22 protein-coding genes and 1 tRNA gene are annotated in these 23,890 nt (G+C 65.7%); 12 read left to right on the forward strand and 11 right to left on the reverse strand.

All coding sequences use genetic code 11. The annotated features are described in order from the left end of the window. Positions 1-96: 96 nt before the first annotated feature. Positions 97-1,401: a D-amino acid dehydrogenase gene (locus MFF62_RS04325; protein ID WP_404990612.1), complete on the reverse strand. Its 1,305-nt coding sequence runs from the start codon at positions 1,399-1,401 to the stop codon at positions 97-99. Positions 1,402-1,557: 156 nt separating this feature from the next. Here MFF62_RS04325 and MFF62_RS04330 point away from each other — a divergent pair, with 156 nt between their 5' ends. Next, complete coding sequence (locus MFF62_RS04330; RefSeq protein ID WP_238260577.1) at positions 1,558-2,511, forward strand: LysR family transcriptional regulator; 954 nt, start codon at positions 1,558-1,560, stop codon at positions 2,509-2,511. A gap of 100 nt (positions 2,512-2,611) precedes the next feature. After that, positions 2,612-3,904: a polyamine export protein PaeA gene (gene paeA, locus MFF62_RS04335; RefSeq protein ID WP_238260578.1), complete on the forward strand. Its 1,293-nt coding sequence runs from the start codon at positions 2,612-2,614 to the stop codon at positions 3,902-3,904. A gap of 138 nt (positions 3,905-4,042) precedes the next feature. On the opposite strand, the gene MFF62_RS04340 is transcribed toward paeA, so the two are convergent. The 3 genes from MFF62_RS04340 to MFF62_RS04350 form a co-directional block, all read right to left on the reverse strand. Further along, positions 4,043-4,132 (reverse strand) — tRNA-Ser (locus tag MFF62_RS04340). 84 nt (positions 4,133-4,216) lie between these two features. Continuing rightward, positions 4,217-5,524, reverse strand: coding sequence for a serine--tRNA ligase (gene serS, locus MFF62_RS04345; RefSeq protein ID WP_238260580.1), 1,308 nt, complete (start codon positions 5,522-5,524; stop codon positions 4,217-4,219). Positions 5,525-5,648: 124 nt separating this feature from the next. Beyond that, positions 5,649-7,016, reverse strand: a complete 1,368-nt coding sequence (locus MFF62_RS04350; RefSeq protein ID WP_238260582.1) for a replication-associated recombination protein A — start codon at positions 7,014-7,016, stop codon at positions 5,649-5,651. A 228-nt stretch (positions 7,017-7,244) separates the two neighbouring features. Here MFF62_RS04350 and MFF62_RS04355 point away from each other — a divergent pair, with 228 nt between their 5' ends. Beyond that, on the forward strand, positions 7,245-7,928 hold the full coding sequence (locus MFF62_RS04355) for a hypothetical protein (protein ID WP_238260584.1): 684 nt from the start codon (positions 7,245-7,247) through the stop codon (positions 7,926-7,928). A gap of 157 nt (positions 7,929-8,085) precedes the next feature. Beyond that, positions 8,086-8,259 (forward strand): hypothetical protein, encoded by a 174-nt coding sequence (locus tag MFF62_RS04360; RefSeq protein WP_238260585.1) that lies wholly within the window; start codon positions 8,086-8,088, stop codon positions 8,257-8,259. 49 nt (positions 8,260-8,308) lie between these two features. Here the strand turns inward: MFF62_RS04360 and MFF62_RS04365 are convergent, their stop codons facing one another. The 3 genes from MFF62_RS04365 to MFF62_RS04375 all read right to left on the reverse strand — a co-directional run bounded on the left by MFF62_RS04365 (position 8,309) and on the right by MFF62_RS04375 (position 11,882). Further along, complete coding sequence (locus MFF62_RS04365) at positions 8,309-8,743, reverse strand: hypothetical protein (RefSeq protein WP_238260587.1); 435 nt, start codon at positions 8,741-8,743, stop codon at positions 8,309-8,311. Positions 8,744-8,777: 34 nt separating this feature from the next. Then, a complete protein-coding gene (lolA, locus tag MFF62_RS04370) occupies positions 8,778-9,413 on the reverse strand; it encodes an outer membrane lipoprotein chaperone LolA (RefSeq protein WP_238260589.1) in 636 nt (211 codons plus the stop codon). A 138-nt stretch (positions 9,414-9,551) separates the two neighbouring features. After that, on the reverse strand, positions 9,552-11,882 hold the full coding sequence (locus MFF62_RS04375) for a DNA translocase FtsK (RefSeq protein ID WP_238260591.1): 2,331 nt from the start codon (positions 11,880-11,882) through the stop codon (positions 9,552-9,554). 181 nt (positions 11,883-12,063) lie between these two features. Here MFF62_RS04375 and trxB point away from each other — a divergent pair, with 181 nt between their 5' ends. The 3 genes from trxB (at position 12,064) to MFF62_RS04390 (ending at position 14,458) form a co-directional block, all read left to right on the forward strand. Next, positions 12,064-13,017 (forward strand): thioredoxin-disulfide reductase, encoded by a 954-nt coding sequence (trxB, locus tag MFF62_RS04380; protein WP_238260593.1) that lies wholly within the window; start codon positions 12,064-12,066, stop codon positions 13,015-13,017. Between the two features lie 119 nt (positions 13,018-13,136). Next, positions 13,137-13,802 carry a Smr/MutS family protein gene (locus MFF62_RS04385; protein WP_238260595.1) on the forward strand — a complete coding sequence of 222 codons (666 nt, stop codon included), beginning with the start codon at positions 13,137-13,139 and terminating at the stop codon, positions 13,800-13,802. Positions 13,803-13,810: 8 nt separating this feature from the next. Then, positions 13,811-14,458, forward strand: a complete 648-nt coding sequence (locus tag MFF62_RS04390; protein ID WP_404990613.1) for a trimeric intracellular cation channel family protein — start codon at positions 13,811-13,813, stop codon at positions 14,456-14,458. Between the two features lie 151 nt (positions 14,459-14,609). Here the strand turns inward: MFF62_RS04390 and glnK are convergent, their stop codons facing one another. Together glnK and MFF62_RS04400 are read right to left on the reverse strand one after the other, a co-directional pair. Beyond that, on the reverse strand, positions 14,610-14,948 hold the full coding sequence (glnK, locus tag MFF62_RS04395) for a P-II family nitrogen regulator (protein ID WP_061957551.1): 339 nt from the start codon (positions 14,946-14,948) through the stop codon (positions 14,610-14,612). Between the two features lie 104 nt (positions 14,949-15,052). Further along, the gene (locus MFF62_RS04400) at positions 15,053-17,125 is read right to left on the reverse strand and encodes an NAD(+) synthase (RefSeq protein WP_238260597.1); all 2,073 of its coding nucleotides are present in this window, start codon (positions 17,123-17,125) and stop codon (positions 15,053-15,055) included. Positions 17,126-17,275: 150 nt separating this feature from the next. Between MFF62_RS04400 and MFF62_RS04405 the strand changes: the two genes are divergently transcribed. Continuing rightward, on the forward strand, positions 17,276-18,466 hold the full coding sequence (locus tag MFF62_RS04405; RefSeq protein WP_238260599.1) for a GNAT family N-acetyltransferase: 1,191 nt from the start codon (positions 17,276-17,278) through the stop codon (positions 18,464-18,466). Positions 18,467-18,500: 34 nt separating this feature from the next. Here the strand turns inward: MFF62_RS04405 and MFF62_RS04410 are convergent, their stop codons facing one another. Together MFF62_RS04410 and ppa are read right to left on the reverse strand one after the other, a co-directional pair. Then, positions 18,501-19,073 carry a cytochrome b gene (locus MFF62_RS04410; protein WP_238260601.1) on the reverse strand — a complete coding sequence of 191 codons (573 nt, stop codon included), beginning with the start codon at positions 19,071-19,073 and terminating at the stop codon, positions 18,501-18,503. 91 nt (positions 19,074-19,164) lie between these two features. After that, positions 19,165-19,692 carry an inorganic diphosphatase gene (ppa, locus tag MFF62_RS04415; protein WP_238260603.1) on the reverse strand — a complete coding sequence of 176 codons (528 nt, stop codon included), beginning with the start codon at positions 19,690-19,692 and terminating at the stop codon, positions 19,165-19,167. A 184-nt stretch (positions 19,693-19,876) separates the two neighbouring features. Here ppa and MFF62_RS04420 point away from each other — a divergent pair, with 184 nt between their 5' ends. The 4 genes from MFF62_RS04420 (at position 19,877) to MFF62_RS04435 (ending at position 23,742) form a co-directional block, all read left to right on the forward strand. Beyond that, positions 19,877-21,313 (forward strand): aldehyde dehydrogenase family protein, encoded by a 1,437-nt coding sequence (locus tag MFF62_RS04420; RefSeq protein WP_238260604.1) that lies wholly within the window; start codon positions 19,877-19,879, stop codon positions 21,311-21,313. Further along, positions 21,306-21,545, forward strand: coding sequence for a hypothetical protein (locus MFF62_RS04425; protein WP_238260605.1), 240 nt, complete (start codon positions 21,306-21,308; stop codon positions 21,543-21,545). The genes MFF62_RS04420 and MFF62_RS04425 overlap by 8 nt, the downstream gene beginning before the upstream one ends. Positions 21,546-21,614: 69 nt before the next feature. Beyond that, positions 21,615-22,376, forward strand: coding sequence for an SDR family oxidoreductase (locus MFF62_RS04430; RefSeq protein WP_238260606.1), 762 nt, complete (start codon positions 21,615-21,617; stop codon positions 22,374-22,376). Between the two features lie 55 nt (positions 22,377-22,431). Beyond that, the gene (locus MFF62_RS04435; protein WP_238260608.1) at positions 22,432-23,742 is read left to right on the forward strand and encodes an MFS transporter; all 1,311 of its coding nucleotides are present in this window, start codon (positions 22,432-22,434) and stop codon (positions 23,740-23,742) included. The last annotated feature ends 148 nt before the right edge of the window (positions 23,743-23,890 follow it).

Here is a 23,890-nt window from a genome sequence, read left to right on the forward strand (position 1 = left end):
GGCAATCCCACTACCAACGTATTTCCAACGTACTACCAAGTTACTTCCAACTGCTTCCAGCACAACCCGTATTTGCCCCCACCCGGGCGTTGAAACTCAGGCGGAAGCTGCACTGAAATCTTCCATGTCGATGGCCGGCGCGCGCCCGGCAAGCCGGTCGGCCAGCAGGCCGGCGCTGCCCATGGCCAGCGTAAAACCCAGCGCGCCATGCCCCAGGTTCAGCCAGAGCCCGCGCAGCCGCGACTCGCCGATCATCGGCAAGCCGGTCGGCGTGGCCGGACGCAGGCCCGCCCAGGGCTGCAGCGCGTCCAGGTCGGCGCCATCGGTCACGTTGCCGAACACCGCGCGCGTCTGCGTGACCAGCGTCTGCGCCCGCTCGCGGTCGATCACGGCCCCGCCCCGCACGATATCGGCCATCCCCGCCACGCGCAGCGTGTTGCCAATGCGCGCGTAGACGATCTTGTTCGCGAAGTCCGTCACGCTGATATGCGGTGCTTGCGCGCCCTCGGCAATCGGTACGGTGATGCTGTACCCCTTGAGCGGCCACAGCATCGGCCGGACGCCCGTGGGGCGCAGCAACGGCACGCTGCCGATGCCCCCGGACACGATCACCACATCGGCCGCGATGTCGCCACGGTCGGTGCGCAAACCCGTCACGCGGTCGCCGTTGCGCACCAGTTCGGTCACCTTGGTCCCGAACTTCAGCGTCACGGCTGGATTCCCTTGCAACAGATGGGCCAGCGACACGCAGAACAGATGACAATCGCCCACTTCCTCGCTGGGCGTGTAGATCGCACCGGCGATGTCGTCGCGGATGCCCGCCAGCGCCGGCTCCAGCGCCACCGTCGCGGCGCGGTCCAGCGCCTGCTGCTCGCAGCCCAGGCTGGCCTGGTAATCCAGCAGGCGGCAGGCCGATACATACGCCGCCGCATCGCGGTGCACCACAAGTTTGCCGCGCCGTGCAAAATCGAAACCGCCGCCCTCCTCGCGTGCCTCGGGCCGGTTGACGAACGCCTGCATGAGGTCGCGCGAATAAAAGGCGAGCCGCAGCAGCTTGCGCGTGGTGGCTTCGCTGGTCGATGCATTGCACGCCTGCACAAAGGCCAGCAGCCAGCGCCACTGGCCCGCATCCATAGACGGCCGGAAGCGCATCGGCGAATCGCGGTCCAGCAGCCAGCCCGGCACCTTGGACAGCACGCCCGGCCCGGCCAGCGGCGCCACGTAGCTGTAGCTGAGCTGCCCGCCATTGGCGAAGCTGGTTTCCTCGCCCGGCCCGTCGTGGCGTTCCACCACGGTCACTTCATGACCATCGTTGGCCAACCGCCAGGCGGTTGTCATGCCAACCACACCGGCACCCACAATCGCTACGCGCATCTGACTTGCCTTCTCTTGCCGATTCAAACGATGGGCCAGAGCGTAGAGCACCGCGCGCGGGTTGCCTAATGCCAATACGTGCCAGAATATGTCTTCAGGCTATGGATGCCGCCACTCGGGTCTTCCCGTAGTGCAAAGCACCATTTTTCCGCACCGAAACGGCATTCTTGCCGCACCACAACGATGCGTCTGCGTCAGATCGAAGTATTCCGTGCCGTCATGCTGACCGGCACCGTCAGCGAGGCCGCGCGCCTGCTGCATGTCTCGCAACCCGTCGTCACACGCGTGCTGCAGCACGCCGAGGCGTCGCTGGGCTTTCGCCTGTTCGACCGCCAGCGCGGCCGCCTGCAGCCCACGCCCGAGGCGCTGGCCCTGTATGGCGATGTCGAAAGGCTATATGGCGAGATCGAGCGCGTGCGGCGCGTGTCGGAAAGCCTGCGCCACAAGGGCGCGGGGCGCCTGCGCGTGGCCGCCACGCCCAGCCTGGCCAACCCGCTGCTGGTACCGGCCGTGCGCCGTTTCTGCGCGCGGCACCCCGACACCCAGGTACAGGTGCTGACCCACCACACCAATGAAATCGTCGCGGCGCTGCTGGCCAACCAGATCGACGTGGGCTTTGCGTTCTCGCCGCCGCGCCATGAGGCCATCACCAGCGTCACCGTGGCCACGGGACGCATGCTGCTGGCCGTGCCCCGCGCACAGCCGCTGCCCACGGGTGGGCGGCGTGGCATGGTGCCGATGCGCAAGATCATGGAGCGGCCGTTCATCGGCTACGACGACGACAGTTCGCTGGGGCTGTTGGTGCGCCAGACGCTGGCGCGCCATGCGCTGGAACCACATTCGACGCTGGAGGTGCAAACCTATTCGCTGGCCTTGGCGCTGGTCGACGCCGGCCTGGGCCTGACGCTGCTCGACGAGTACACGGCGCTGAGCGCCAACGCTGCCAACGTGGCGCTGCACGACGTGCAGCCCGAACTCGGTTTCGAAATCCATATGCTGCGCGCCAGCCATCGCGGCGCATCAAGCCTGGTCGATGACATGCAGGCCCACTTCACCGCGGCGGCGGACGCCATGGCGGCGACGCTCGACGAGCGCCTCGAAACGCCGGTGGCACAGTTCGACGCCGTCCCCCGCTGATCCACGCGCCCGATCGAGCCCGCCGCATTGAGTCGACAATTGACAGCCCACCACGCCGTGCACCATCATCAACACGCACCGACCGGTGCGTGAGCCTTCTATGTTCGTCCTGACCCTTATCCTCCTGGTGCTGGCGAGCGCGTTCTTCTCGATCTCAGAGATCGCCCTGACCGCAGCCCGGCGCACCAAGCTTCAAGTTCTCTCCGAACGCGGCGACCACCGCGCCACCAAGGTATTGCTGCTCAAGGAAGAGCCCGGCAACTTCTTCACCGTCGTGCAGATCGGCGTGAACAGCGTGGCGATCTTGGCCGGTATCCTTGGCGAGAAGCACGTCTCCGACCTGCTCTTCGACGCGCTGCTGCCCTGGCTGAACCCCGACACCGCACAGCGCGTGGCCAATATCGGCTCGTTCCTGGTCGTGACGCTGGTGTTCATCCAGTTTGCCGATCTGATCCCGAAACGCGTGGCGATGACCTTCCCCGAAGCCTGCGCGCTCAACGTGATCGGTCCGATGCTGACCTTGCTGCGGGTCTTCAAACCCGTGGTCTGGGTGTTCAACGCGGCGGCCGACGCGATGCTGAAGCTGCTGGGCATCCCCACGAAGCCCGTCGACCAGATTACGACCGAGGACATCGCTGCCATGGTCGATGCGGGCGCCGAGGCCGGCGTGCTGCACAAGCACGAGCTGCATCTGATCGAGAACGTGTTCGAACTCGACTCCAAGCCGATTACCGCGATCATGACGCCGCGCGACGACGTGGTTTTCCTGACGCTCGATGAATCGGCCGACAGCGTGCGCCGCAAGCTGGTCAAGCAGCCGCATGCGCAGTACCCGGTGTGCGGCAAGAGCGTGGACGACGTGCTGGGCTACATGGATTCGAAGGACATCCTGCAGTTGCTGCTGGCCAACGAGAATGCGTCAGTGCTGGACGACATCGGCAAGCACTACGACAAGAACGTGCTCGTGATTCCGGACACGCTGACGCTGTCCGAATCGCTGACGCGGTTCCGCGAGATGCACGAGAACTTTGCCGTGGTGATGAACGAGTACGGCCTGGTGGTGGGTATCGTCACGCTGGACGACATTGTCGGCGCGCTGATGGGCGACATCCTGTTTTCGAACGAAGACGAGCAGATCGTGCGCCGCGACGCCACATCGTGGCTGGTCGACGGCCTGACCCCGCTGGTCGACCTGAAGAAAGCGTTGGAACTCGATACGATCCCCGGCGATGACTATGTCGACACCGCGGCCGGGCTGGTCATCTATGCGCTGAAGCGGATTCCGAAGAAGTCGGAATCGATCACCGTGGCCGGCTTCCGCTTCGAGGTGCTGGACATCGACCATCACAAGATCGACCAGTTGCTGGTGTCGCGCCTGCCGGCGGCCGAGTAATGGCGAACAACAACGAGCGAACAACAGCGGCGAACGCCCAAAAACAAAACCGACCTGAGCTTGCGCCGAGGTCGGTCTGAGTTTTACTACTGTGTTTCTTGTCTGCCGGTGGTCGAAACAGTCGGCAGCTTTTTGTTTTGGCGGAGAGGGTGGGATTCGAACCCACGGTACCGTTGCCGGTACGCCTGATTTCGAGTCAGGTACATTCGACCACTCTGCCACCTCTCCGGTAACTGGGTCGTTGCGTAAGCAGCGAAGCCGAGATTATAGGGACATTGCTATCAACTACGCAAGCCCCTTTTCCAACATTTTTTACGCTTCCGGTTCCAGACGCTCGACACCGCCCATATACGGCTGCAGCGCCTTGGGCACGGTCAGCGAGCCGTCGGCGTTCTGGTAGTTCTCCAGAATGGCTACCAGCGTGCGGCCCACGGCCAGGCCCGAGCCGTTCAGCGTGTGCACCAGCTCCGGCTTGCCCTGCCCGGCACGCGAGCGGGCCTGCATGCGGCGCGCCTGGAAGTCGCCCATATTCGAGCACGAGCTGATTTCGCGGTACGTGTTCTGCGCCGGGATCCACACCTCGATGTCATAGGTCTTGGTGCTGCCAAAGCCCATGTCGCCCGTGCACAGCACCACCGTGCGGAACGGCAGGTCGAGCTTCTTCAGGATGGCCTCGGCGTGGCCGGTCATCTGCTCCAGCGCGTCCATCGACTGGTCGGCCGGCACCACCTGCACCATCTCGACCTTGTCGAACTGATGCTGGCGAATCATGCCGCGCGTGTCCTTGCCGTACGAGCCGGCTTCCGAACGGAAGCAAGGCGTATGGGCCACGAAGCGCAGCGGCAGCTTTTCGGCGGCGACGATCGCGTCGCGGACCATGTTGGTCAGCGGCACTTCGGCCGTGGGAATAAGGTAGAAATTCTCGATCGTGTCCTGGCCGTCCTCGCCGCCTACCTTGCGCGGCACCTTGAACAGGTCGTCCTCGAACTTCGGCAGCTGCCCGGTACCGCGCATCGACGCAGCGTTGACGATGTACGGCACGTACATCTCGGTGTAGCCGTGATCCAGCGTGTGGGTATCGACCATGAGCTGCACCAGCGCGCGGTGCATGCGCGCCACGCCGCCGCGCAGGAATGCGAAGCGCGAGCCCGTCACCTTCGACGCGGTCTCGAAGTCCAGGCCCAGCCGGGCGCCCACGTCCACGTGGTCCTTGACCTCGAAGTCGAACGTACGCGGGGTGCCCACGCGGCGCACTTCCACATTCTGGGTTTCGTCCTTGCCCACCGGCACGCTGTCGTGCGGCAGGTTCGGGATCGACATCATGGCATCGGCAAGCTGGCTCTGGATCTGGGCCAGGCGCTCGGCCGACGCCTTGAGCGTGTCGCCAATGCCGGCCACTTCGGCCATGGGCGCCGCGGCGTCCTCGCCCTTGCCCTTGAGCATGCCGATCTGCTTGGACAGCGCGTTGCGGCGGGCCTGCAGGTCCTCGGTCTGGGTCTGCAGTTGCTTGCGTTCGGCCTCCAGGGCCTGGAACGCGGCAACGTCGAGTTGATAACCGCGCGTGGCCAGGCGTTGGGCCACGGCGTCGATGTCTTTGCGGAACAGCTGGATGTCGAGCATGTTGCTTGGTCGGTGTGCAGTGCCGGCGACATGCCGGCGAACGCGACATTTTACTGCACCCCGATGACCGGACGGCGCCGAATCTGCGCGGAATTCCCGCGCTGTTCGGGCGTTCGGCGGCGGATCAGCCCTTTCCGCCGTCTTTCCCGCCGTCCTTGCTACCGTCCTTGGCGCCCCGGTTCTCGCGGTGCCAGGCGGCGTCGAGATCGCGCAGATGGCGCAGTTTGTCGCCGATCTTGCCCTCCAGCCCCCGTGGCGTGGGCTGGTACCAGTCCTGGCGCCGCAGGTCGTCGGGCAGGTAGTGCTCGCCGGCCGCATAGGCTTCCGGCTCGTCGTGGGCATAGCGATAGGCGTGGCCGTAGCCCAGTTCCTTCATGAGCCGGGTGGGCGCATTGCGCAGGTGCACGGGCACCGGGCGCGACTTGTCCTTGGCCACGAACGCGCGCACCGCGTTGTAGGCGTTGTAGCCGGCGTTGGACTTGGGCGCCACGGCCAGGTAGATCAGCGCCTGCGCCAGCGCCAGTTCGCCCTCGGGCGAGCCCAGCCGCTCGTATGTCTCGGCGGCATCGAGCGTGATGCGGCCCGCGCGCGGATCGGCCAGGCCGATATCTTCCCAGGCCATCCGCACGATGCGGCGCGCCAGGTAGCGCGGATCGGCGCCGCCGTCGAGCATGCGGCAGAACCAGTAGAGCGCGCCGTCTGGGTCCGACCCGCGCACCGACTTGTGCAACGCGCTGATCTGGTCGTAGAACGCGTCGCCGCCCTTGTCGAAGCGGCGCAGGTTCTCGGACAGCGCGCTGCCCAGCAGCGCCGTGTCGATGGTCTGCGACCCGGCATTGCGCGCGGCGCGCACCACGATCTCCACGTTGTTGAGCAGCTTGCGACCGTCGCCATCGGCCGAACCGATGATCAGCCCCATGGCCTCGTCATCCCACTGCAGGCCGCCCAGTTCCTCGCTGGCACGCAGCACGAGCTGCTTCAACTCGGCCTCGTCCAGGCTCTTGAGCACATAGACGGCCGCGCGCGACAGCAATGCGCCGTTGACCTCGAACGACGGATTTTCGGTGGTGGCGCCGATGAAGACGAACAGCCCGCTTTCCACATGGGGCAGGAAGGCATCCTGCTGGCTCTTGTTGAAGCGGTGCACCTCGTCGACGAACACCAGCGTGCGGCGTCCGTGCGCACGGAACTGCTCGGCGCGCTCCACGGCCTCGCGGATGTCCTTGACGCCGGACAGCACGGCCGAGAGTGCGATGAATTCGGCGTCGAACGCATCGGCCATGAGCCGCGCCAGCGTGGTCTTGCCCACGCCGGGCGGGCCCCACAGGATCATCGAATGCGGTTCGCCCGATTCGAAAGCCACGCGCAGCGGCTTGCCGGCGCCCAGCAGGTGCTGCTGGCCAATGACTTCGTCGATATTGCGCGGACGCAGGCGTTCGGCCAGCGGTTGCCGGGAACGGTCGGGAGGGTCGGAGAACAGCGAATCCGCCACGGTACTGGAGCCTTTTCTGTCGGATAGCGGCCGCCGCAGGCGGCGCGGAACGCCACAGTGTAGACCATCGGCGCCGCGCGAAAAAATTCGGGGCCTGCCCTAAAGTCGGCTGAGGATTGGCCGATAACGTCCAATGGCCCGCGTTTCATGCCCGCGGGAAGATCGACGCCGGCATACACGACCGGCGGCTCACTTCAGAACCACTGTTTGCGAATTTCGGGGATATGTATGCTGCGATACCGCATGCTGATGTTCAAGCTGAACCGGCTGGCGAGCAAGAACAAGCTCAACGGCGTGGAGGAAATCTCGCTGGCCGGCCAGTTTGCCGAATTGATCGAGTCGCAGGAAACCGCCGACCAGGTCGTCACCGACCTGTTCGAGCATGAAAACCCGCACGTGCGCCGCATCGGCCTGGCCGCCATCCGCCGCACGCGCCGCTACGGCGGCAAGTTGCTGCTGCCGGCGCTGCTGCGCCGGATGATCGACGTGGAAGGCTGGATCCGCCACGACGCGATCTGGATCATCCAGGAAGCCGATCTCGACGGCGCCGAACTGCGTGCCGCGCTGCGCCGCGTCGCCGCCAACGTGCGCCTGCCGCAAGACGCGGTGCGCGCCAAGCAGAACCCGACCGACGGTATGCTGCATGCGGCCGTGCGCGCGCGCCAGTACCTCGATGTGCTGATCGCGCGCTCGGCGGCCGCCCATAACGCGGCACTGGCGGCAGGCGGCGGATTGCCCGGCGCCACCGATGGCAAGCCCTACGCGCAGGATTCGGTCGGCCATATCGGCGCCGTGCACCGCCAGTTGCAGCGCAAGCTGGCCGGGCGCAAGCTCAAGAGCAGCACCAAGCTCAAGTTCCGCAAGGTAGAGCCGCGCTACGAGGAAAACGACAACCGGCGCTTCCTGCTCTGAGGCCACCCAGGCTGCGGCATGATGCTGCGCCGCCACAATGAGCGGCTTTGCGCGCCGATCTGAATTCTTTCGAATGCGGGCGCCGTGACGCGGCGTGCGCCGTACCATGGCTGGCAGCCGGCGACCCTGCCGGAGTCTCCTGGAGGACACGACTGCCATGGCCATCACCACCCGCATGCGCAAGAAAAAGCAGTACAAGAAGGCGGTGTTGAAACTGCGCTCCGCCATCAAGCGTGGCGACGAGGAAGCGATCCGCATCCGTCGCGAGAAACTGCAGGCGCTGCCCAAGCCGCGCCAGCGCTACGCGCGCGAATCCCTGGCCACTTCGTAGCCGCTTGCAAAAAACCCCGCATTACGCGGGGTTTTTTTATGGGATTTCGTCAGCCTTTGGCTCGATCCGTCAGCGCCTTCATCGCGTCAGCGGGCAGTGGACCGTGGCAGCTACGCTCGCCGCCGGCCTGGCCGATGATCAGCCAGACCTTGTCCGGCGTGGCCTTGGGATGCAGCACCCAGGCCGGGCCGCGCGCCGTATTGCTGGCTGGCAGGTCTTCCAGCACGCCGCTGTGCGGCGACTGCAGCAGCGCGGCGCAATCGTTCTGCGCGATACGCGTGGCCTTCAGGAAGTCCGTGTTGCCCAGCACCTCGGGCAGTGCCGTGTCCGAGCCGCGCAGGAAAGCGTCGACATCGAATTTGCTGGCATGGGTGCTCGCGCAGGCAGACAGCACCAGCGCCGCGACCAGCGCGCCGCCGGGAGCGGCGAGCCGGGAAACCTGGCGCAGGCCAGCGAGATGAAGCAAGGCGGGGGCGTCTTTCATGGCTGTCCTTGAGCGGCTTTGTCTTACTGCTTCCTCATTGCTTCATCACGTCGGCGCCCTTGGGCACCGTGAACCGGAAGGCGTCCGCCGGCAGCGACGGGTTCTTCTGGATGCCCGTGAACGTCAGCATCGTGGTGTTGCCGAACGCGTCGCGCAATTCCATCGCCTCCAGGTTACCGCTCTTGAAGCCGATGCCGATACGTTCGAACTGCGTATCCTTTGATTTCGGCGTCAGCTCCAGCCATTCCACCCCATCGCGCGTGGCGCCGTTCTTCACGTCGAAATTCTTCGACAGGTCGTTGCTACCGAACAGGATGGCGGCCGGGCTCGAACCCAGTGCGTTGTCGAGCTTGCGCTCGGTCACCTGGTTCAGGTCCTTGTCGTAGATGTACAGCGTCTGGCCGTCGGCCTGCAGCAGCTGGTCGTACGGCTTGGTATAGCGCCACGTGAATTTGCCGGGGCGCGAGAACGCAAAGATGCCGCTCGACGTGCCGGCCGTCTTGGCGTCGGCGCCCTGCCCCTTGATCTGCTTCTGCGTGAACTCGCCGCGCGCGCTCTTCACGCTGGTGACAAAGCTCTGCAGCTGGTCGGTGGCCGCGGCGTGCGCGGCGGGCATGGCGGCCAGTAGCGCCAGCGTCGCGCACAACGGCGCGAGAATGCGGTGTCGCATGGATTCCATCCTCACGAATTGACTAGTGTCCGGTTAGAGCGCGCCCGGTCTGGCCGAATTCCGCGACAGGCTGTGACCGGCGTAACAGTATATTACGCGTCACTTTGGCCGTTGCGGATGGCAAACCCGGCGCGCGGCTCAGTCGTCGCTGGTGGCGCTGCTGCCGGCCGGCACCAGGATGTCGCGGTTGCCGTTGCCCGACATGGCGGAGACCAGGCCGGCCTTCTCCATGTCCTCCAGCAGCCGCGCAGCGCGGTTGTAGCCGATGCGCAGATGGCGCTGCACGAGCGAGATCGATGCGCGGCGGTTCTTGATCACCACTTCCACGGCCTGGTCGTACAGCGGATCGGCCTCGCCGCCGCCCCCGCCAATGCCCGCGCCACCGCCCAGGCTGTCGCCCGCGCCATCGCCATCGACCAGGCCACCTTCGAGAATGCCCTCGATGTAGTTGGCCCCGCCGCTTTCCTTGAGCTTTTCGACTACGCGATGCACTTCGTCGTCAGAGACGAAGGCGCCGTGCACCCGCACCGGCATGCCGGTACCGGGCGCCAGGTAGAGCATGTCGCCCATGCCCAGCAGCGCCTCGGCACCCTGCTGGTCCAGGATGGTCCGCGAATCGATCTTGCTGCTGACCTGGAACGCGATGCGCGTGGGCACGTTGGCCTTGATCAGCCCGGTGATCACGTCGACCGACGGCCGCTGCGTGGCCAGCACCAGGTGCAGGCCGGCGGCGCGCGCCTTCTGGGCGATCCGGGCTATCAGTTCCTCGACCTTCTTGCCCACCACCATCATCAGGTCGGCCAGTTCGTCGATCACGATCACGATCACCGGCAGCCTTTCCAGCGGCTCGGGCGCGTCGGGCGTCAGGCTGAACGGGTTCGGAATCTTCTCTTCCCTGGCCGCCGCCTCGTCGATCTTCTTGTTGTAGCCGGCCAGGTTACGCACGCCCACCTTGCTCATGAGCTTGTAGCGGCGTTCCATCTCGCCCACGGCCCAGTTCAGCGCGTTGCCGGCCTGGCGCATGTCGGTCACCACGGGGCACAGCAGGTGCGGAATGCCCTCGTAGACGCTCATTTCCAGCATCTTCGGATCGATCAGGATCAGGCGTACCTGGTCTGCCTTGGCCTTGTACAGCAGCGACAGGATCATCGCGTTGATGCCCACCGACTTGCCCGAACCCGTGGTACCGGCCACCATGCAGTGCGGCATCTTGGCCAGGTCGGCCACCATCGGCTTGCCGGCAATGTCCTTGCCCAGCGCCATGGTCAGGCTCGACGCGCTCTCGTTGTAGACGTGCGAACCCAGGATCTCGGCCAGACGCACGGTCTGGCGCTTCGGATTCGGCAGTTCCAAGCCCATGTAGTTCTTGCCCGGAATCGTCTCCACCACGCGGATCGACACCAGCGACAGGCTGCGCGCCAGGTCGCGTGCCAGGTTCACCACCTGGCTGCCCTTCACGCCCGTGGCCGGCTCGATCTCGTAGCGCGTGATCACGGGGCCCGGATAGGCGGCCACCACCTTGACCTCCACGCCAAAGTCCTTGAGCTTCTTCTCGATCAGGCGCGACGTGTATTCCAGCGTTTCGGCGCTGACGGTTTCCTGGTGGGCCGGCACGGCGTCGAGCAGCGACAGCGGCGGGAGGTCTGAATCCTGGATATCGGCAAACAGCGGCTGCTGCTTCTCGCGCTCCACGCGCTCATGCTTGGGCACGGCCTGCGGGCGCACGATCTGTACCGGCGCCGCCTCTTCCTGCTTCACGCGCTGCACTTCGACGGTTTCGGTGCGCTCCACCTTGGCGGCCGCGCCGATGATGCGGTCCTGCTTCTTTTCGCGGCGCGCCTTGAACCCGGCGAACAGCGTCTCGACGAAGCCGCCCACGTGCTCGGCCACGGACAGCCACGAGAAATGGAAGAACAGCGAAAGGCCGATGGCGAACATCAGCAACAGCAGCAGCGTGGCGCCCGAGAAACCCAGCGCCAGTTGCAGCCAGCCGCCCAGCAGGTCGCCCAGCACCCCGCCGGGGGCGCGCGGCAACGCGGCGCGCAGCGGGTACATGCGGATGGCCTCCAGGCCCATGCTCGACACCAGCGTCAGCGCAAAGCCGATCCAGCTCACCACGGTGCCGTGCTGGGCCTCGGGCAAGCGCTCGGGCAGTTCGGCGGTCAGCACCCGCCAGCCGCGCCAGCAGCGGCGCAGCAGCAGCACGCTCCACCAGTAGGCCGAGAAACCGAAGATGAAGAACAGGATGTCCGCCACCCAGGCGCCCACGCGGCCCCCGAGGTTGCGGATATCGGACACCTGGCTGGCATGCGACCAGCCGGGGTCGGCCTTGCTGTAGCTGGCCAGCACGCACAGGAAGCCGAGCGTCACGGCAAGCAGCAGGAACCAGCGCACCTCGCCAAGCAGCTTGCCGATGCGCGATGGAAGTGCCGACGGGTCGGTCCGGGTAGTCGTGGTTGCGCGAGCCATGCGTCAGGGTCTGTTCGATCGTGCGAAGTGGACGATGGCGGCCATTTTAACCTTGGCCGGCCCTATCGCCTCCATTGGAATTTGCAACAGTCGGCAAACGCCGTGCCACATATAATGCTGGTTTCGAGTGACACCGGGGCGACTGCCGCACCGGCTCACTTGCTGTCTACAGGAACGCATCATGTCCGCAAAACACGCAAAAGTGCTGATTCTCGGTTCCGGCCCGGCCGGCTACACCGCCGCCGTCTACGCGGCCCGCGCCAACCTGAACCCGGTGCTGATCACCGGCCTGGCCCAGGGCGGCCAGCTGATGACCACGACCGACGTGGAAAACTGGCCCGCTGACGCTAACGGCGTCCAGGGCCCGGACTTGATGCAGCGTTTCCTGGCGCACGCCGAGCGTTTCAACACCGAAATCATCTTCGATCACATCCATACGGCCAAGCTGACCGAAAAGCCGATCCGCCTGATCGGCGACAGCGGCGAGTACACCTGCGACGCGCTGATCATCGCCACCGGCGCCTCGGCCCAGTACCTGGGCCTGCCGTCGGAAGAAAGCTTCATGGGCCGCGGCGTATCGGCCTGCGCCACGTGCGACGGCTTCTTCTACAAGAACCAGGAAGTGGCCGTGATCGGCGGCGGCAACACGGCCGTGGAAGAAGCGCTGTACCTTTCGCATATCGCCAGCAAGGTGACCGTGATCCATCGCCGCGACAAGTTCCGCGCCGAGCCGATCCTGGTGGACCGCCTGCTCCAGCGCGTCAAGGAAGGCCGCATCGAACTGCGCTACGACCATACGCTCGATGAAGTGCTGGGCGACCAGTCCGGCGTGACCGGCCTGCGCGTGCGTAGCACCAAGGATACGTCGAAGACCGAGGACCTGAAGGTTTCCGGCCTGTTCGTGGCTATCGGCCACAAGCCGAACACCGACCTGTTCGTCGACCAGCTCGAGATGAAGAACGGCTATATCGTCACCAAGAGCGGCCTGTCGGGCGACGCCACGGCCACCAACATCCCGGGCGTGTTCGCCGCCGGCGACGTGCAGGACCACGTCTACCGCCAGGCCATCACCAGCGCCGGCACGGGCTGCATGGCCGCGCTCGACGCGCAGCGCTACGTCGAGGCGCTGAAGTAATCGCACCTTGAGCCGGCCAAGGGCCGGCACTGGCACCAGACCTTCGGGGACGCCCGCCTTGCAGCGGCCGTCCCCGATTTCCTTATAATCGGTGCCGAGTGTTATTTGAGACTTCTGCCATGCCGGACGGCGCCAAAACCCCACCCAAGCGATTCGGCCTGCACGATCTGGCCGGGCTGCGCAACGACCTGAAAGCCGATGCCGAACGGCGCGAAGCCGAGCGTGTGGCCGCCGAGGCCGCCGCAAAGCGCGCCGAGGAAGAAGCCAATGTCTTCCGGTCCAGTATCGGCACGGTCAGTTCCCTGCGCGACCGCAACCGCGTGCAGCATCCCGTCAAGACACCCGAGCCGATCCCGGTGCAATCCCAGCTCAACGACAAGGCGGTGCTTGAGGCATCCCTGTCCGACGAGTTCGACGTGGAAAACCTGCTCGACATCGACGAAACCATGTCGTTCCGGCGGCCTGGCATTGGCGAGGATGTGATCAAGAAACTGCGCCGGGGCGAATGGGTGCCGCAGGACAAGGTGGACCTGCACGGCTTGCGCAGCGACGAAGCGCGCGAGGCACTGGCCAACTTCCTGCGCCGCTCGGTGCGCAACGGCGTGCGCTGCGTGCGCGTGATCCACGGCAAGGGCATCGGCTCGCCGGACAAGCTGCCCGTCCTCAAGGGCAAGGTCCGCAGCTGGCTCGTGCAGAAAGAGGAAGTGATCGCTTTCGTCCAGGCCCGCGAGTCGCAAGGCGGCGCGGGCGCCCTGATGGTCCTGTTGCGCCAGCCCCGCCCCTGACGCCCCCTATGCACATTCACCTGCCGTTCGATCTGCTGATGGGGCGGCTGCCCCTGATCCTCCATGTCATGGAGATCACCGGGGTACTGGCGTTTGCCGTGTCGGGCGTGGTCGATGCCCGCAAGCAGCGCCTGGACGCCGTGGGCACGTTCGTCGTCGCCTTCGCCACCGCGTTCGGCGGCGGCACTGTGCGCGACGTGCTGCTGGACCGCCGGCCGTTCTACTGGGTCGAGCACGAGTACTACGTGCTGCTGATCTTTGCGATGTCGATTGGCGCGGCCATCGTGTTCCGCGTGGTCAGCTCCGTGGCCTCGAACCGCACCATGCTGGTGGCCGACGCCATTGGCCTTGGCCTGTTCTCGGTCACCGGCACCTCGCTGGCCCTGGTGGCCCAGATGACCCCGACCGTGGCCGTGATGATGGGCATCATCTCCGCCGTGTTCGGCGGCGTGCTGCGCGACGTGCTCTGCAATGAAGTGCCGATGATCCTGCGGGACAGGTCGCCCTATGCGACGTGCTCGTTCGTGGGCTGCTGGGTGTACGTGGGGCTGACGTGGCTGCGCGCGGACCAGGAGGTGGCATTATTGTCGGGCGCGCTGGTGACGATTGCGATGCGGTTGCTGTCGGTGCGGTATGGGTGGAAGTTGCCGAGTTAGAAAAACCAAGCGAAACCCGAAGCGAAATCGTTGGTTATGCGCACCCCTCTCCCGCCGTGCGGGAGAGGGGTGCAAACCGAGAGCGGGAGCCCCCCCGCCAGAAACAAGAAAGGCCGGCAAATGCCGGCCTTTCTTGTTTCTGCAAATTCAATCAAACCGCCGCTTCGTCCTGCTCGCCGGTACGAATGCGGATCACGCGTTCGATCTCGGTCACGAAGATCTTGCCATCGCCGATCTTGCCCGTGTGGGCGGCCTTGACGATGGAATCAAGCACGGTGTCCAGTTGGTTCTCGGCCACTACCACCTCGATCTTGATCTTCGGCAGGAAGTCGACCACATACTCGGCGCCGCGGTACAGCTCGGTATGACCCTTCTGGCGGCCAAACCCCTTCACCTCGGTCACCGTCAGACCGGTCACGCCTACGTCGGCCAGTGCTTCGCGCACTTCGTCGAGCTTGAACGGTTTGATGATGGCGGTAATCTGCTTCATGGTTGGCCTCTGTCTCTAAAGGTGTCGGAAGATGACAGATTCTAGCCCGAAACACCACATGCCGATTGCGGCAATGCCCACATTGCCAGCAATCGGCGTGCCAATCAGCCCGCTTCGTCGGGAATCCGGGCCAAGTCGCGCACCCAGACTGCCGACTCCCCATCGCTGGGCGCGCGCCAGTCGCCACGCGGCGACAGCGACCCGCCCGAGCCCACCTTTGGCGCATTCGGCACGCACGACCGCTTGAACTGGCTCGTGCGGAAGAACCGGTCGACGAATATGCCGAGGATCCGCTTGATTTCCGGCAGTTGATAGCTGTTGCGGGCCACATGCGGGCCGTTCGGCCAGGCGCCACGCGCCACGTCGCCCCAGGCGTGCAGCGCCAGGAATGCCACCTTGGACGGCGCGTAGCCATACCGCAGCGTGTAGTACAGATTGAAATCCTGCAGTTCGTACGGCCCGATGACCTGCTCGGTCTTCTGGCCCGGCGCCTGGTCCTGGGCGTCGCCGGCGCCGCCGCTTGGCACCAGTTCGGGGCTGATATCGGTATCCAGCACCGCCATCAGCACATCCTCGCCGCCCTGGCCGATCTGGGAAGTTTCGGCCACCCAGCGCACCAGGTGGCTGATCAGTGTCTTGGGCACGCTGGCGTTGACGTTGTAGTGCGACATGTGGTCGCCCACCCCGTAGGTGCACCAGCCCAGCGCCAGTTCGCTCAGATCGCCGGTGCCAATCACGATCGCGGCGTTGTGGTTGGCCAGCCGGAACAGGTGGTTGGTGCGCTCGCCGGCCTGCACGTTCTCGAAAGTCACGTCATAGACCGGCTCGCCGCGCGAGTACGGGTGATCCAGGTCCTTGAGCATCGCCATGCAGCTCGGCCGGATGTCGATCTCGCGCGCCGTGCAACCCACGGACTGCATCAGCTCGCGCGCCTGCTTCAGCGTGCGGTCGCTGGTGGCAAAGCCCGGCATGGTGTAGGCCAGGATATTCGCGCGCGGCAGGCCCAGGCGATCCATGGCCTTGGCGCACACCAGCAGCGCGTGGGTGGAATCGAGCCCGCCCGACACGCCGATCACCACCTTCTGGATCCGGCTCGACGACAGCCGCTGCACCAGCGCCTGCACCTGGATGTTGTAGACCTCCATGCAGCGTTCGTCGCGGCGGCGCGGGTCGGCCGGCACGTACGGAAAGCGCTCGACCTTGCGGTCCAGCGGCAGCGCCTGCGACGTGGGCAGTTCCATGCGGAACGAGACCACGTCGAATTTCTCCACTTCGTCACGATGGCGGCTCACCGACTGGCCGAACGACGTCTGGTGCATGCGTTCCCGCGACAGGCGCTCCAGGTCGACATCGGCGAACAGCAGGTGCGAGGTATCGGCAAACCGCTCCGATTCCCCCAGCAGTTCGCCGTTTTCATAGATCAGCGCCTGGCCGTCCCAGGCCAGGTCGGTCGTCGATTCGCCCTTGCCGGCCGAGGTGTACAGGTAGGCTGCCAGGCAGCGCGCCGACTGCTGCGACACCAGCTGGTGCCGGTAGCCCGACTTGCCGACCACGATATTCGATGCCGACAGGTTCACCAGCACCGTGGCGCCGGCCAGCGCCGCGAACGACGACGGCGGAATGGGCACCCACACGTCCTCGCAGATTTCGGCATGGAAGCGGAAGAACGGGATGTTCTCGATTTCGAACAGCAGGTTGGCGCCAAACGGCACCTCGGCGCCCAGCAGCGACACCGTGTCCACCACCGCGCAATCGCCGCCGCTGAACTGGCGTGCTTCGTAGAACTCCCAGTAGTTCGGCAGGTAGGTCTTGGGCACCACGCCCTGTACCACGCCATTGGCCACCACCACCGCGCAGTTGAACAACTGGTGTTCCACCAGCACCGGCATGCCGACAATCAGCGCGGCGCGAATGCCGGCCGAAGCCTCGACGATGGACTGCAGCGCCAGTTCGCATTCGCGCAGCAGCGCGCGCTGGTGGAACAGGTCATCGCAGGTATAGGCCGGCAGGCCAAGCTCCGGAAATGCCACCAACACCGCGCCGCCGTCGGCGGCCTGGCGCGCCAGGGCAATGGTCTGTTCGGCATTGTGGGCGGGATCGGCCACGCGGCACTCGGGCACGCCAACGGCCACGCGCGCAAAGCCGTGGGAATACAGGTTGTGGAAAGGGTGCGTCATGTCTGGACCCGCGAGGACGGAGGGGCATCGGGAAACGGATATGCGCATTCTACGACGCCCTGCCGCAGACTGGCGCCCACCCTCGCGACAGCGCCTGCGGCACAATTTCAATTCCGGTAGACTCGCCCCGCACCCACGCCAACCCGTTCCATGAGTGAATCGCGCCCCAACTACCGCACGGACATCGTGCTGGACCTCGCCGAGATCGACGCCGCCGACTGGGACGCGTTACTGGCCGCGCAGGCCGAACCCACGCCGTTCCTGCGCCACGCCTTCCTGCACGCCATGCATGCCAGCGGCAGCGCCACCGACGACACCGGCTGGTCGCCGCGCTTCCTGACGCTCTGGGTGCCCGACGGCAACGGGCCGGGCCGCGACCGCCTGGCGGCCGCCATGCCGCTCTATGCCAAGTCGCACTCGTATGGCGAGTACGTGTTCGACTGGGCCTGGGCCGACGCCTATCGCCAGCACAATCTCGAGTACTACCCAAAGTGGCTCTCTGCCGTGCCGTTCACGCCCGTGCGCGGCGCGCGGCTGCTGGCCGAGGACGAACTGGCCCGCCGGGTGCTGCTGCGATTTGCGCTGGCGCTGGCCGAGGAAAGCCAGTTGTCGTCGCTGCACATCCTGTTTCCGTCGGACCACGAAGCCGACCTGATGCAGGAAGCGGGCATGATGATGCGCCACGGCGTGCAGTTTCACTGGACCAACCCGGGTTACGAACACTTCGAAGCGTTCCTGGCCACGCTGTCGCAGAAGAAGCGCAAGAACATCCGCGCCGAGCGCCGGCGGGTGGCCGATGCCGGCATCACGTTCCGCCGCCTCAAATGCGCGGAGATCGACGACGCGGCGTGGAAGTTTTTCAATCGCTGCTATCGGCAGACCTACCGCGAGCATCATTCCACGCCCTACCTGAACCTGGATTTCTTCCAGCGGATTGGCGCAGCGATGCCGGAAAACCTGATGCTCGTGATTGCCACGCGCGATGGCCGCGACATCGCCAGCTCGCTGCTGGTCTACGATGCCGATCCGGCGGTCAGTACGCTCTATGGCCGCTACTGGGGTGCACTGGAGCACCACGCGTGCCTGCATTTCGAGACGGCCTACTACCAGCCGCTGGAATTCTGCATCGCCGAGGGCATCGGCACCTTCGAAGGCGGTGCCCAGGGCGAGCACAAGATGGCGCGCGGCTTCCTGCCGGTGGCCACCCGCTCCGCGCACTGGCTGGCCCATCCGTCGTTCGCCGATGCCGTGGAGCGCTTTCTGGCGCGCGAGCGCCAGGGCATGGATGCCTATCTCGACGAACTGAACGAACGCAACCCGTTCGCGCGGACGGCGGACTGAGCAGCCCGACCTACCCGCCTACCTGCTTGCGCGATTACTTACGCGGCAGGATGCGCCGCAGCGAGTCGTCGCTGAGCATGTAGTGGTGGAACAGCGCGGCCATCGCGTGCAGGCCGATGATCAGGTAAAACGCCTTGCCCACCGTTTCATGGATGCCGCCCAGCAGGTCCTTGAGCGCCGCGTCGGGCGCGATCAAGGCCGGCAGGCTCACGCCAAGCCCGGGCACCTCCAGCAGCCGTCCGTCCGCGTTCATCATCAGGATGCCGAGGATCGGCTGCGCGAACAGGAACACGTAGAGCAGCCCGTTCATGATGGCGCCGGGCAGCCGGCCCAGCCTCGAATACCCCTGCTGCGCCGGCGCGCCTCGCATCAGGCGCCACAGCAGCCATGGCACGGCCAGCACCAGCACCAGCGCGCCAGACCACTTGTGCAGTTCCATGACGACCATGCGCGCCGCCGTGCCCTTGTCGGCGAAACCGCGCAGTTCGATCGACGCGTACGCCACGGCCACCAGCACGAACATCAGCCAGTGAAATGCGATGGCCAGCGCGTCGTAGCGCGCGGACGCGGCCGGCCGAATAACGGCTCTGCCTTGCTGAACAGGCATCGGTCCTCCAGAACTCATTTTTGGAAAGCCACCAACAAAAAACCCCGCCGGGGTGGCGGGGCCTTGCGCGCTGCCAGAGGCAGGGGCGTGCTTACTTGTTGAAGTTCGCCACGCCGTCGGTGATTTCCTTGTGGGCTTCTTCGATACCAGCCCAGCCTTCCACCTTGACCCACTTGCCTGCTTCGAGTGCCTTGTAGTTCTCAAAGAAGTGCTTGATCTGGTCGAGCGTGTTTTGCGGCACGTCCGATAGGCCCTTGATGTGGGCGGTGGCGGGGCTCAGCTTGTCCATCGGCACGGCCACGAGCTTGGCGTCCACGCCCGACTCGTCGGTCATCTTCAGCATGCCCAGTGCACGGCAGCGCACCACGGCACCGGCCAGGATCGGGAACGGCGTGATCACCAGCACGTCCACGGGGTCGCCGTCGCCCGACAGCGTCTGCGGAATGAAGCCGTAGTTGGCCGGATAGCGCATGCCGGTACCAATGAAACGGTCCACGAACAGCAGGCCGGTTTCCTTGTCGGCCTCGTACTTCACCGGATCGCTCTGGGCGGAGATCTCGATGATGACGTTGAAATCGTTGGGAAGGTCCTTGCCCGGGGAGACGAGGTTGAAGCTCATGCGAGTTCTCCGAATACCTGTGGAATGGGATGGCCGGCATTATAGCGGGTCGGCCCTGACCGCTGCCTGACAACTTCCGCACCGCCATGTGGCGCGCAATGCCTTGCGCGCCCGGCCCGGTGCGCGATAATGCGGCATTCCCGATTTCAGCATTTGCTCCATAACCGGAGCCGTGGAGACCTGCATGCATGCCCAGCATTTCGTTGCCAACCGCCTGATCGCCCCGGATTCCGGCCTGCGCATCAAGGTCTTCGACCCGTCCAACGGCCAGCCGTTTGCCGAGATCGCACGCGGCAACACCACCGATATCAGCGTGGCCGTGCGCGCCGCCCGCCAGGCGTTCGAGGGCGAATGGGGCGCGATGAACCCGGCCGACCGCGTGCGCCTGCTGAACCGGCTGGCCGTGAAGCTGATCGACCACGAGGACGAACTGGCCGCGCTGGAAGCCCGCGACACCGGCAAGCCGCTGCGCCAGGCCCGTGCCGACGCGCGCGCCGTGGCCCGCTACTTCGAGTTCTACGCCGGCGCCGCCGACAAGCTGCACGGCGAGACCATTCCCTACCAGGCTGGCTACACGGTCCTGACCGTGCGCGAGCCGCATGGCGTGACCGGTCACATCATCCCGTGGAACTACCCGCTGCAGATCTTCGGCCGCAGCGTCGGCGCGGCGCTGGCCACCGGCAACGCCTGCGTGGTCAAGCCGGCCGAGGACGCCTGCCTGTCGATCCTGCGCGTGGCCGAACTGGCGGCCGAGGCCGGTCTGCCCGAAGGCGCGCTGAACATCGTCACCGGTTATGGCCACGAGGCCGGCGCCGCGCTGGCGCGCCATCCGGGCATCAACCACATCTCGTTCACCGGGTCGCCGCAGACCGGCAAGCTCGTGTCGCAACTGGCCTCTGAAAACCACGTGCCGGTGACGCTGGAACTGGGCGGCAAATCGCCCCAGGTGGTGTTTGCCGATGCCGACCTGGACGCGCTGCTGCCCGTGGTGGTCAACGGCATCGTGCAGAATGCGGGCCAGACCTGCTCGGCGGGCAGCCGCCTGCTGGTGGAGCGGCCGGTCTACGAGGCCCTGCTCGACCGCCTGTCCGGCGTGTTCGAGGCGCTGCGCGTGGGCCCGTCGGAACTCGATCTCGAATGCGGCCCGCTGATCAGCCGCAAGCAGCAGCAGCGCGTGTGGGACTTCGTGTCCGATGCGCAGCACGCCGGCATCTCGGTCATGGCCCAGGGCCAGATCGTGGGCGAGGCGCCTGAATCAGGCTTCTACCAGGTGCCGATGCTGTTCCGCGACGTGCCGCCCACGCACCGGCTGGCCCAGGAGGAAGTATTCGGCCCGCTGCTGGCCGCGATGCCGTTCGACAGCGAGGACGAAGCGATCCGGCTGGCCAACGGCACGGCGTACGGCCTGGTGGCCGGCGTCTGGACGCGCGACGGCGGCCGGCAGATGCGCCTGGCGCGCAAGCTGCGCGCGGGCCAGGTCTTTATCAACAACTACGGCGCCGGCGGCGGCGTGGAGCTGCCATTCGGCGGCACTGGCCAGTCGGGCTATGGCCGCGAGAAGGGCTTCGAGGCCCTGTACGGATTTACCACTCTGAAAACCATCGCGATTCAACATGGGTAGCATCAACTTTCTTTCAGTCGCGTTCGCGATCTTCTTCTTCTGGATGTCGTGGCACGTCAGGCACAAGCGCGCCACCAACCCGTCCGGCATGCCCCGCCTGCAGGTGTTCAAGCGCAAATGGGGCGATACGCTGGGCGACCGCATCCACTGGTGCCTCTACGTCGCCCTGCCCTTCCTGCTGGCGATCATGATGGTGGCCAACGCGCTGCGCGGCAGGGGCCCCTTCCACTAAGCAGCTTTCCGATGTTCCGCCCGTAGTGCGGCACGCGACCGCGCCGGGCTTCCACCAAGGAGACAGGCAATGACCAGACTGGCTGGCAAGGTAGCGGTTGTCACGGGCGGCGGCTCGGGGTTCGGTGAAGGCATCGCACACACGTTTGCGCGCGAAGGCGCCAGCGTGATGGTGGCCGACCTGAACCTCGACGCGGCCGAGCGCGTGGCCTCGGCCATCCGTGACGCCGGCGGCAAGGCGGGCGCGGTACGTGCCGACGTGTCGCAAGGCGACGATGTGGCCGCGATGCGCGACGCCACGCTGGCCGCGTTCGGCGACGTCCACTGCGTGGTCAACAACGCCGGTACCACCCACCGCAACAAGCCGATCCTCGAAGTCACCGAGGAAGAGTTCGACCGCGTCTACGCGGTCAACGTCAAGAGCATCTACTGGTCGGCCCATCACTTCATTCCGCACTTCCGCCAGCGCGGCGGCGGCAACTTCGTCAACGTGGCCTCCACGGCGGGCATCCGCCCACGCCCCGGCCTGGTCTGGTACAACGGCAGCAAGGGCGCGGTCATCGTGGCCAGCAAGGCCATGGCCGCCGAACTGGGCCCCGACAAGATCCGCGTGAACTGCGTGAACCCGGTGATCGGGGCCACCGGCCTGCTGGAGCAGTTCATGGGCCTGCCCGACACGCCCGAGAACCGCGCCAAATTCCTGGCCACGATTCCGCTGGGCCGCATGTCCACGCCGCAAGACGTGGCCAATGCCTGCCTGTACCTGGCATCGGACGAGGCCAACTTCATTACCGGCACCTGCATCGAGGTGGATGGCGGGCGCTGCGTCTGACCCCTGGATTTTTTTGCCAAAACAATAAGAAACACATCCCAATGAGGAGACACGCATGACAACCGCGGTCAATACCGGCGCGCACGACGCCGGCTTCGAAGACGCCACGTATCGCAAGGTCACCTGGCGCCTGGTCCCGTTCCTGCTGCTCTGCTACGTCGTGGCCTACCTGGACCGCGTCAACGTGGGCTTTGCCAAGCTGCAGATGCTCAACGACCTGCAGTTCAGCGAGACCATCTACGGCCTGGGTGCCGGCATCTTCTTCATCGGCTACTTCATGTTCGAGGTGCCCAGCAACGTGATCCTGCATAAGGTAGGTGCGCGGATCTGGATCGCGCGGATCATGATCACGTGGGGGCTGATCTCGGGGGCGATGATGTTCGTCACCACGCCGACGATGTTCTACGTGCTGCGCTTCCTGCTTGGTATCGCCGAGGCCGGCTTCTTTCCGGGCATCATCCTCTACCTGACCTACTGGTACCCGGCCAGCCGCCGTGGGCGCACCACCACGTTCTTCATGACGGCCATCGCGCTGTCGGGCGTGATCGGCGGGCCGCTGTCCGGCTGGATCATGCAGTCGTTCGACGGCCACAACGGCTGGGCCGGCTGGCAGTGGATGTTCCTGGTGGAAGGCATCCCATCGATCCTGGTGGGCATCTGGGTGCTGCTGTACCTGGACGACCGCATCGCGCACGCCAAGTGGCTCACCGCCGACGAACGCGCGCTGCTCGAACGCAATATCGCGGCCGAGGACCAGCACAAGGAGGACCCGCCGATCAGCCAGGTGCTCTCCAGCCCGCGCGTCTGGCTGATGAGCGCGATCTATTTCTGCTTCGTGATGGGCCTGTATGGCGTGAGCTTCTGGCTGCCGACGATCATCAAGCAGACCGGCGTCAAGGGCGCATTCGACGTGGGCCTGCTGACCGCCATTCCGTATGGCTGCGCGGTAGTCGGCATGATCCTGTTTGCCCATAGCGCCGACCGCCGGGGCGAACGCCGCTGGCACATCGCCATCCCCGCGCTGCTGGGCGCCGTCGGATTGGTGCTGTCGGTGCAGTGGCACAGCGACACCACCATGGCCATGGTGGCCCTGACGCTGGCCACGATCGGCATCCTGACCACGCTGCCGCTGTTCTGGAGCCTGCCGACCGCCTTCCTGGCCGGCACGGGCGCCGCCGCCGGCATCGCGCTGATCAACTCGCTGGGGAATCTCGCTGGCTTTATCAGCCCCTATGCGGTGGGTTGGCTCAAGGACCTGACCAAGAGCACGGACTCGGGCATGTATCTGCTGGCCGTGTGCATGGTGCTGGGGGCAGTGCTGGCGCTGTCGGTGCCAGCGCGGATGGTGAATCAGCGGGGGGATTGAGTTTTAGGTGTTGGGGGGTTTGGCTCCCCTCTCCCATGAAATGGGAGAGGGGCGGGGGGTGAGGGCCGGAGGTTCAAATTGCGACGCGTCGCGAATTGACATGCCGCGCCCTCACCCCCAACCCCTCTCCCGCCATGCGGGAGAGGGG

Source organism: Cupriavidus pauculus (genome assembly GCF_022179805.1).
In the GTDB taxonomy this organism is placed as follows: Bacteria; Pseudomonadota; Gammaproteobacteria; order Burkholderiales; family Burkholderiaceae; genus Cupriavidus; species Cupriavidus pauculus_E.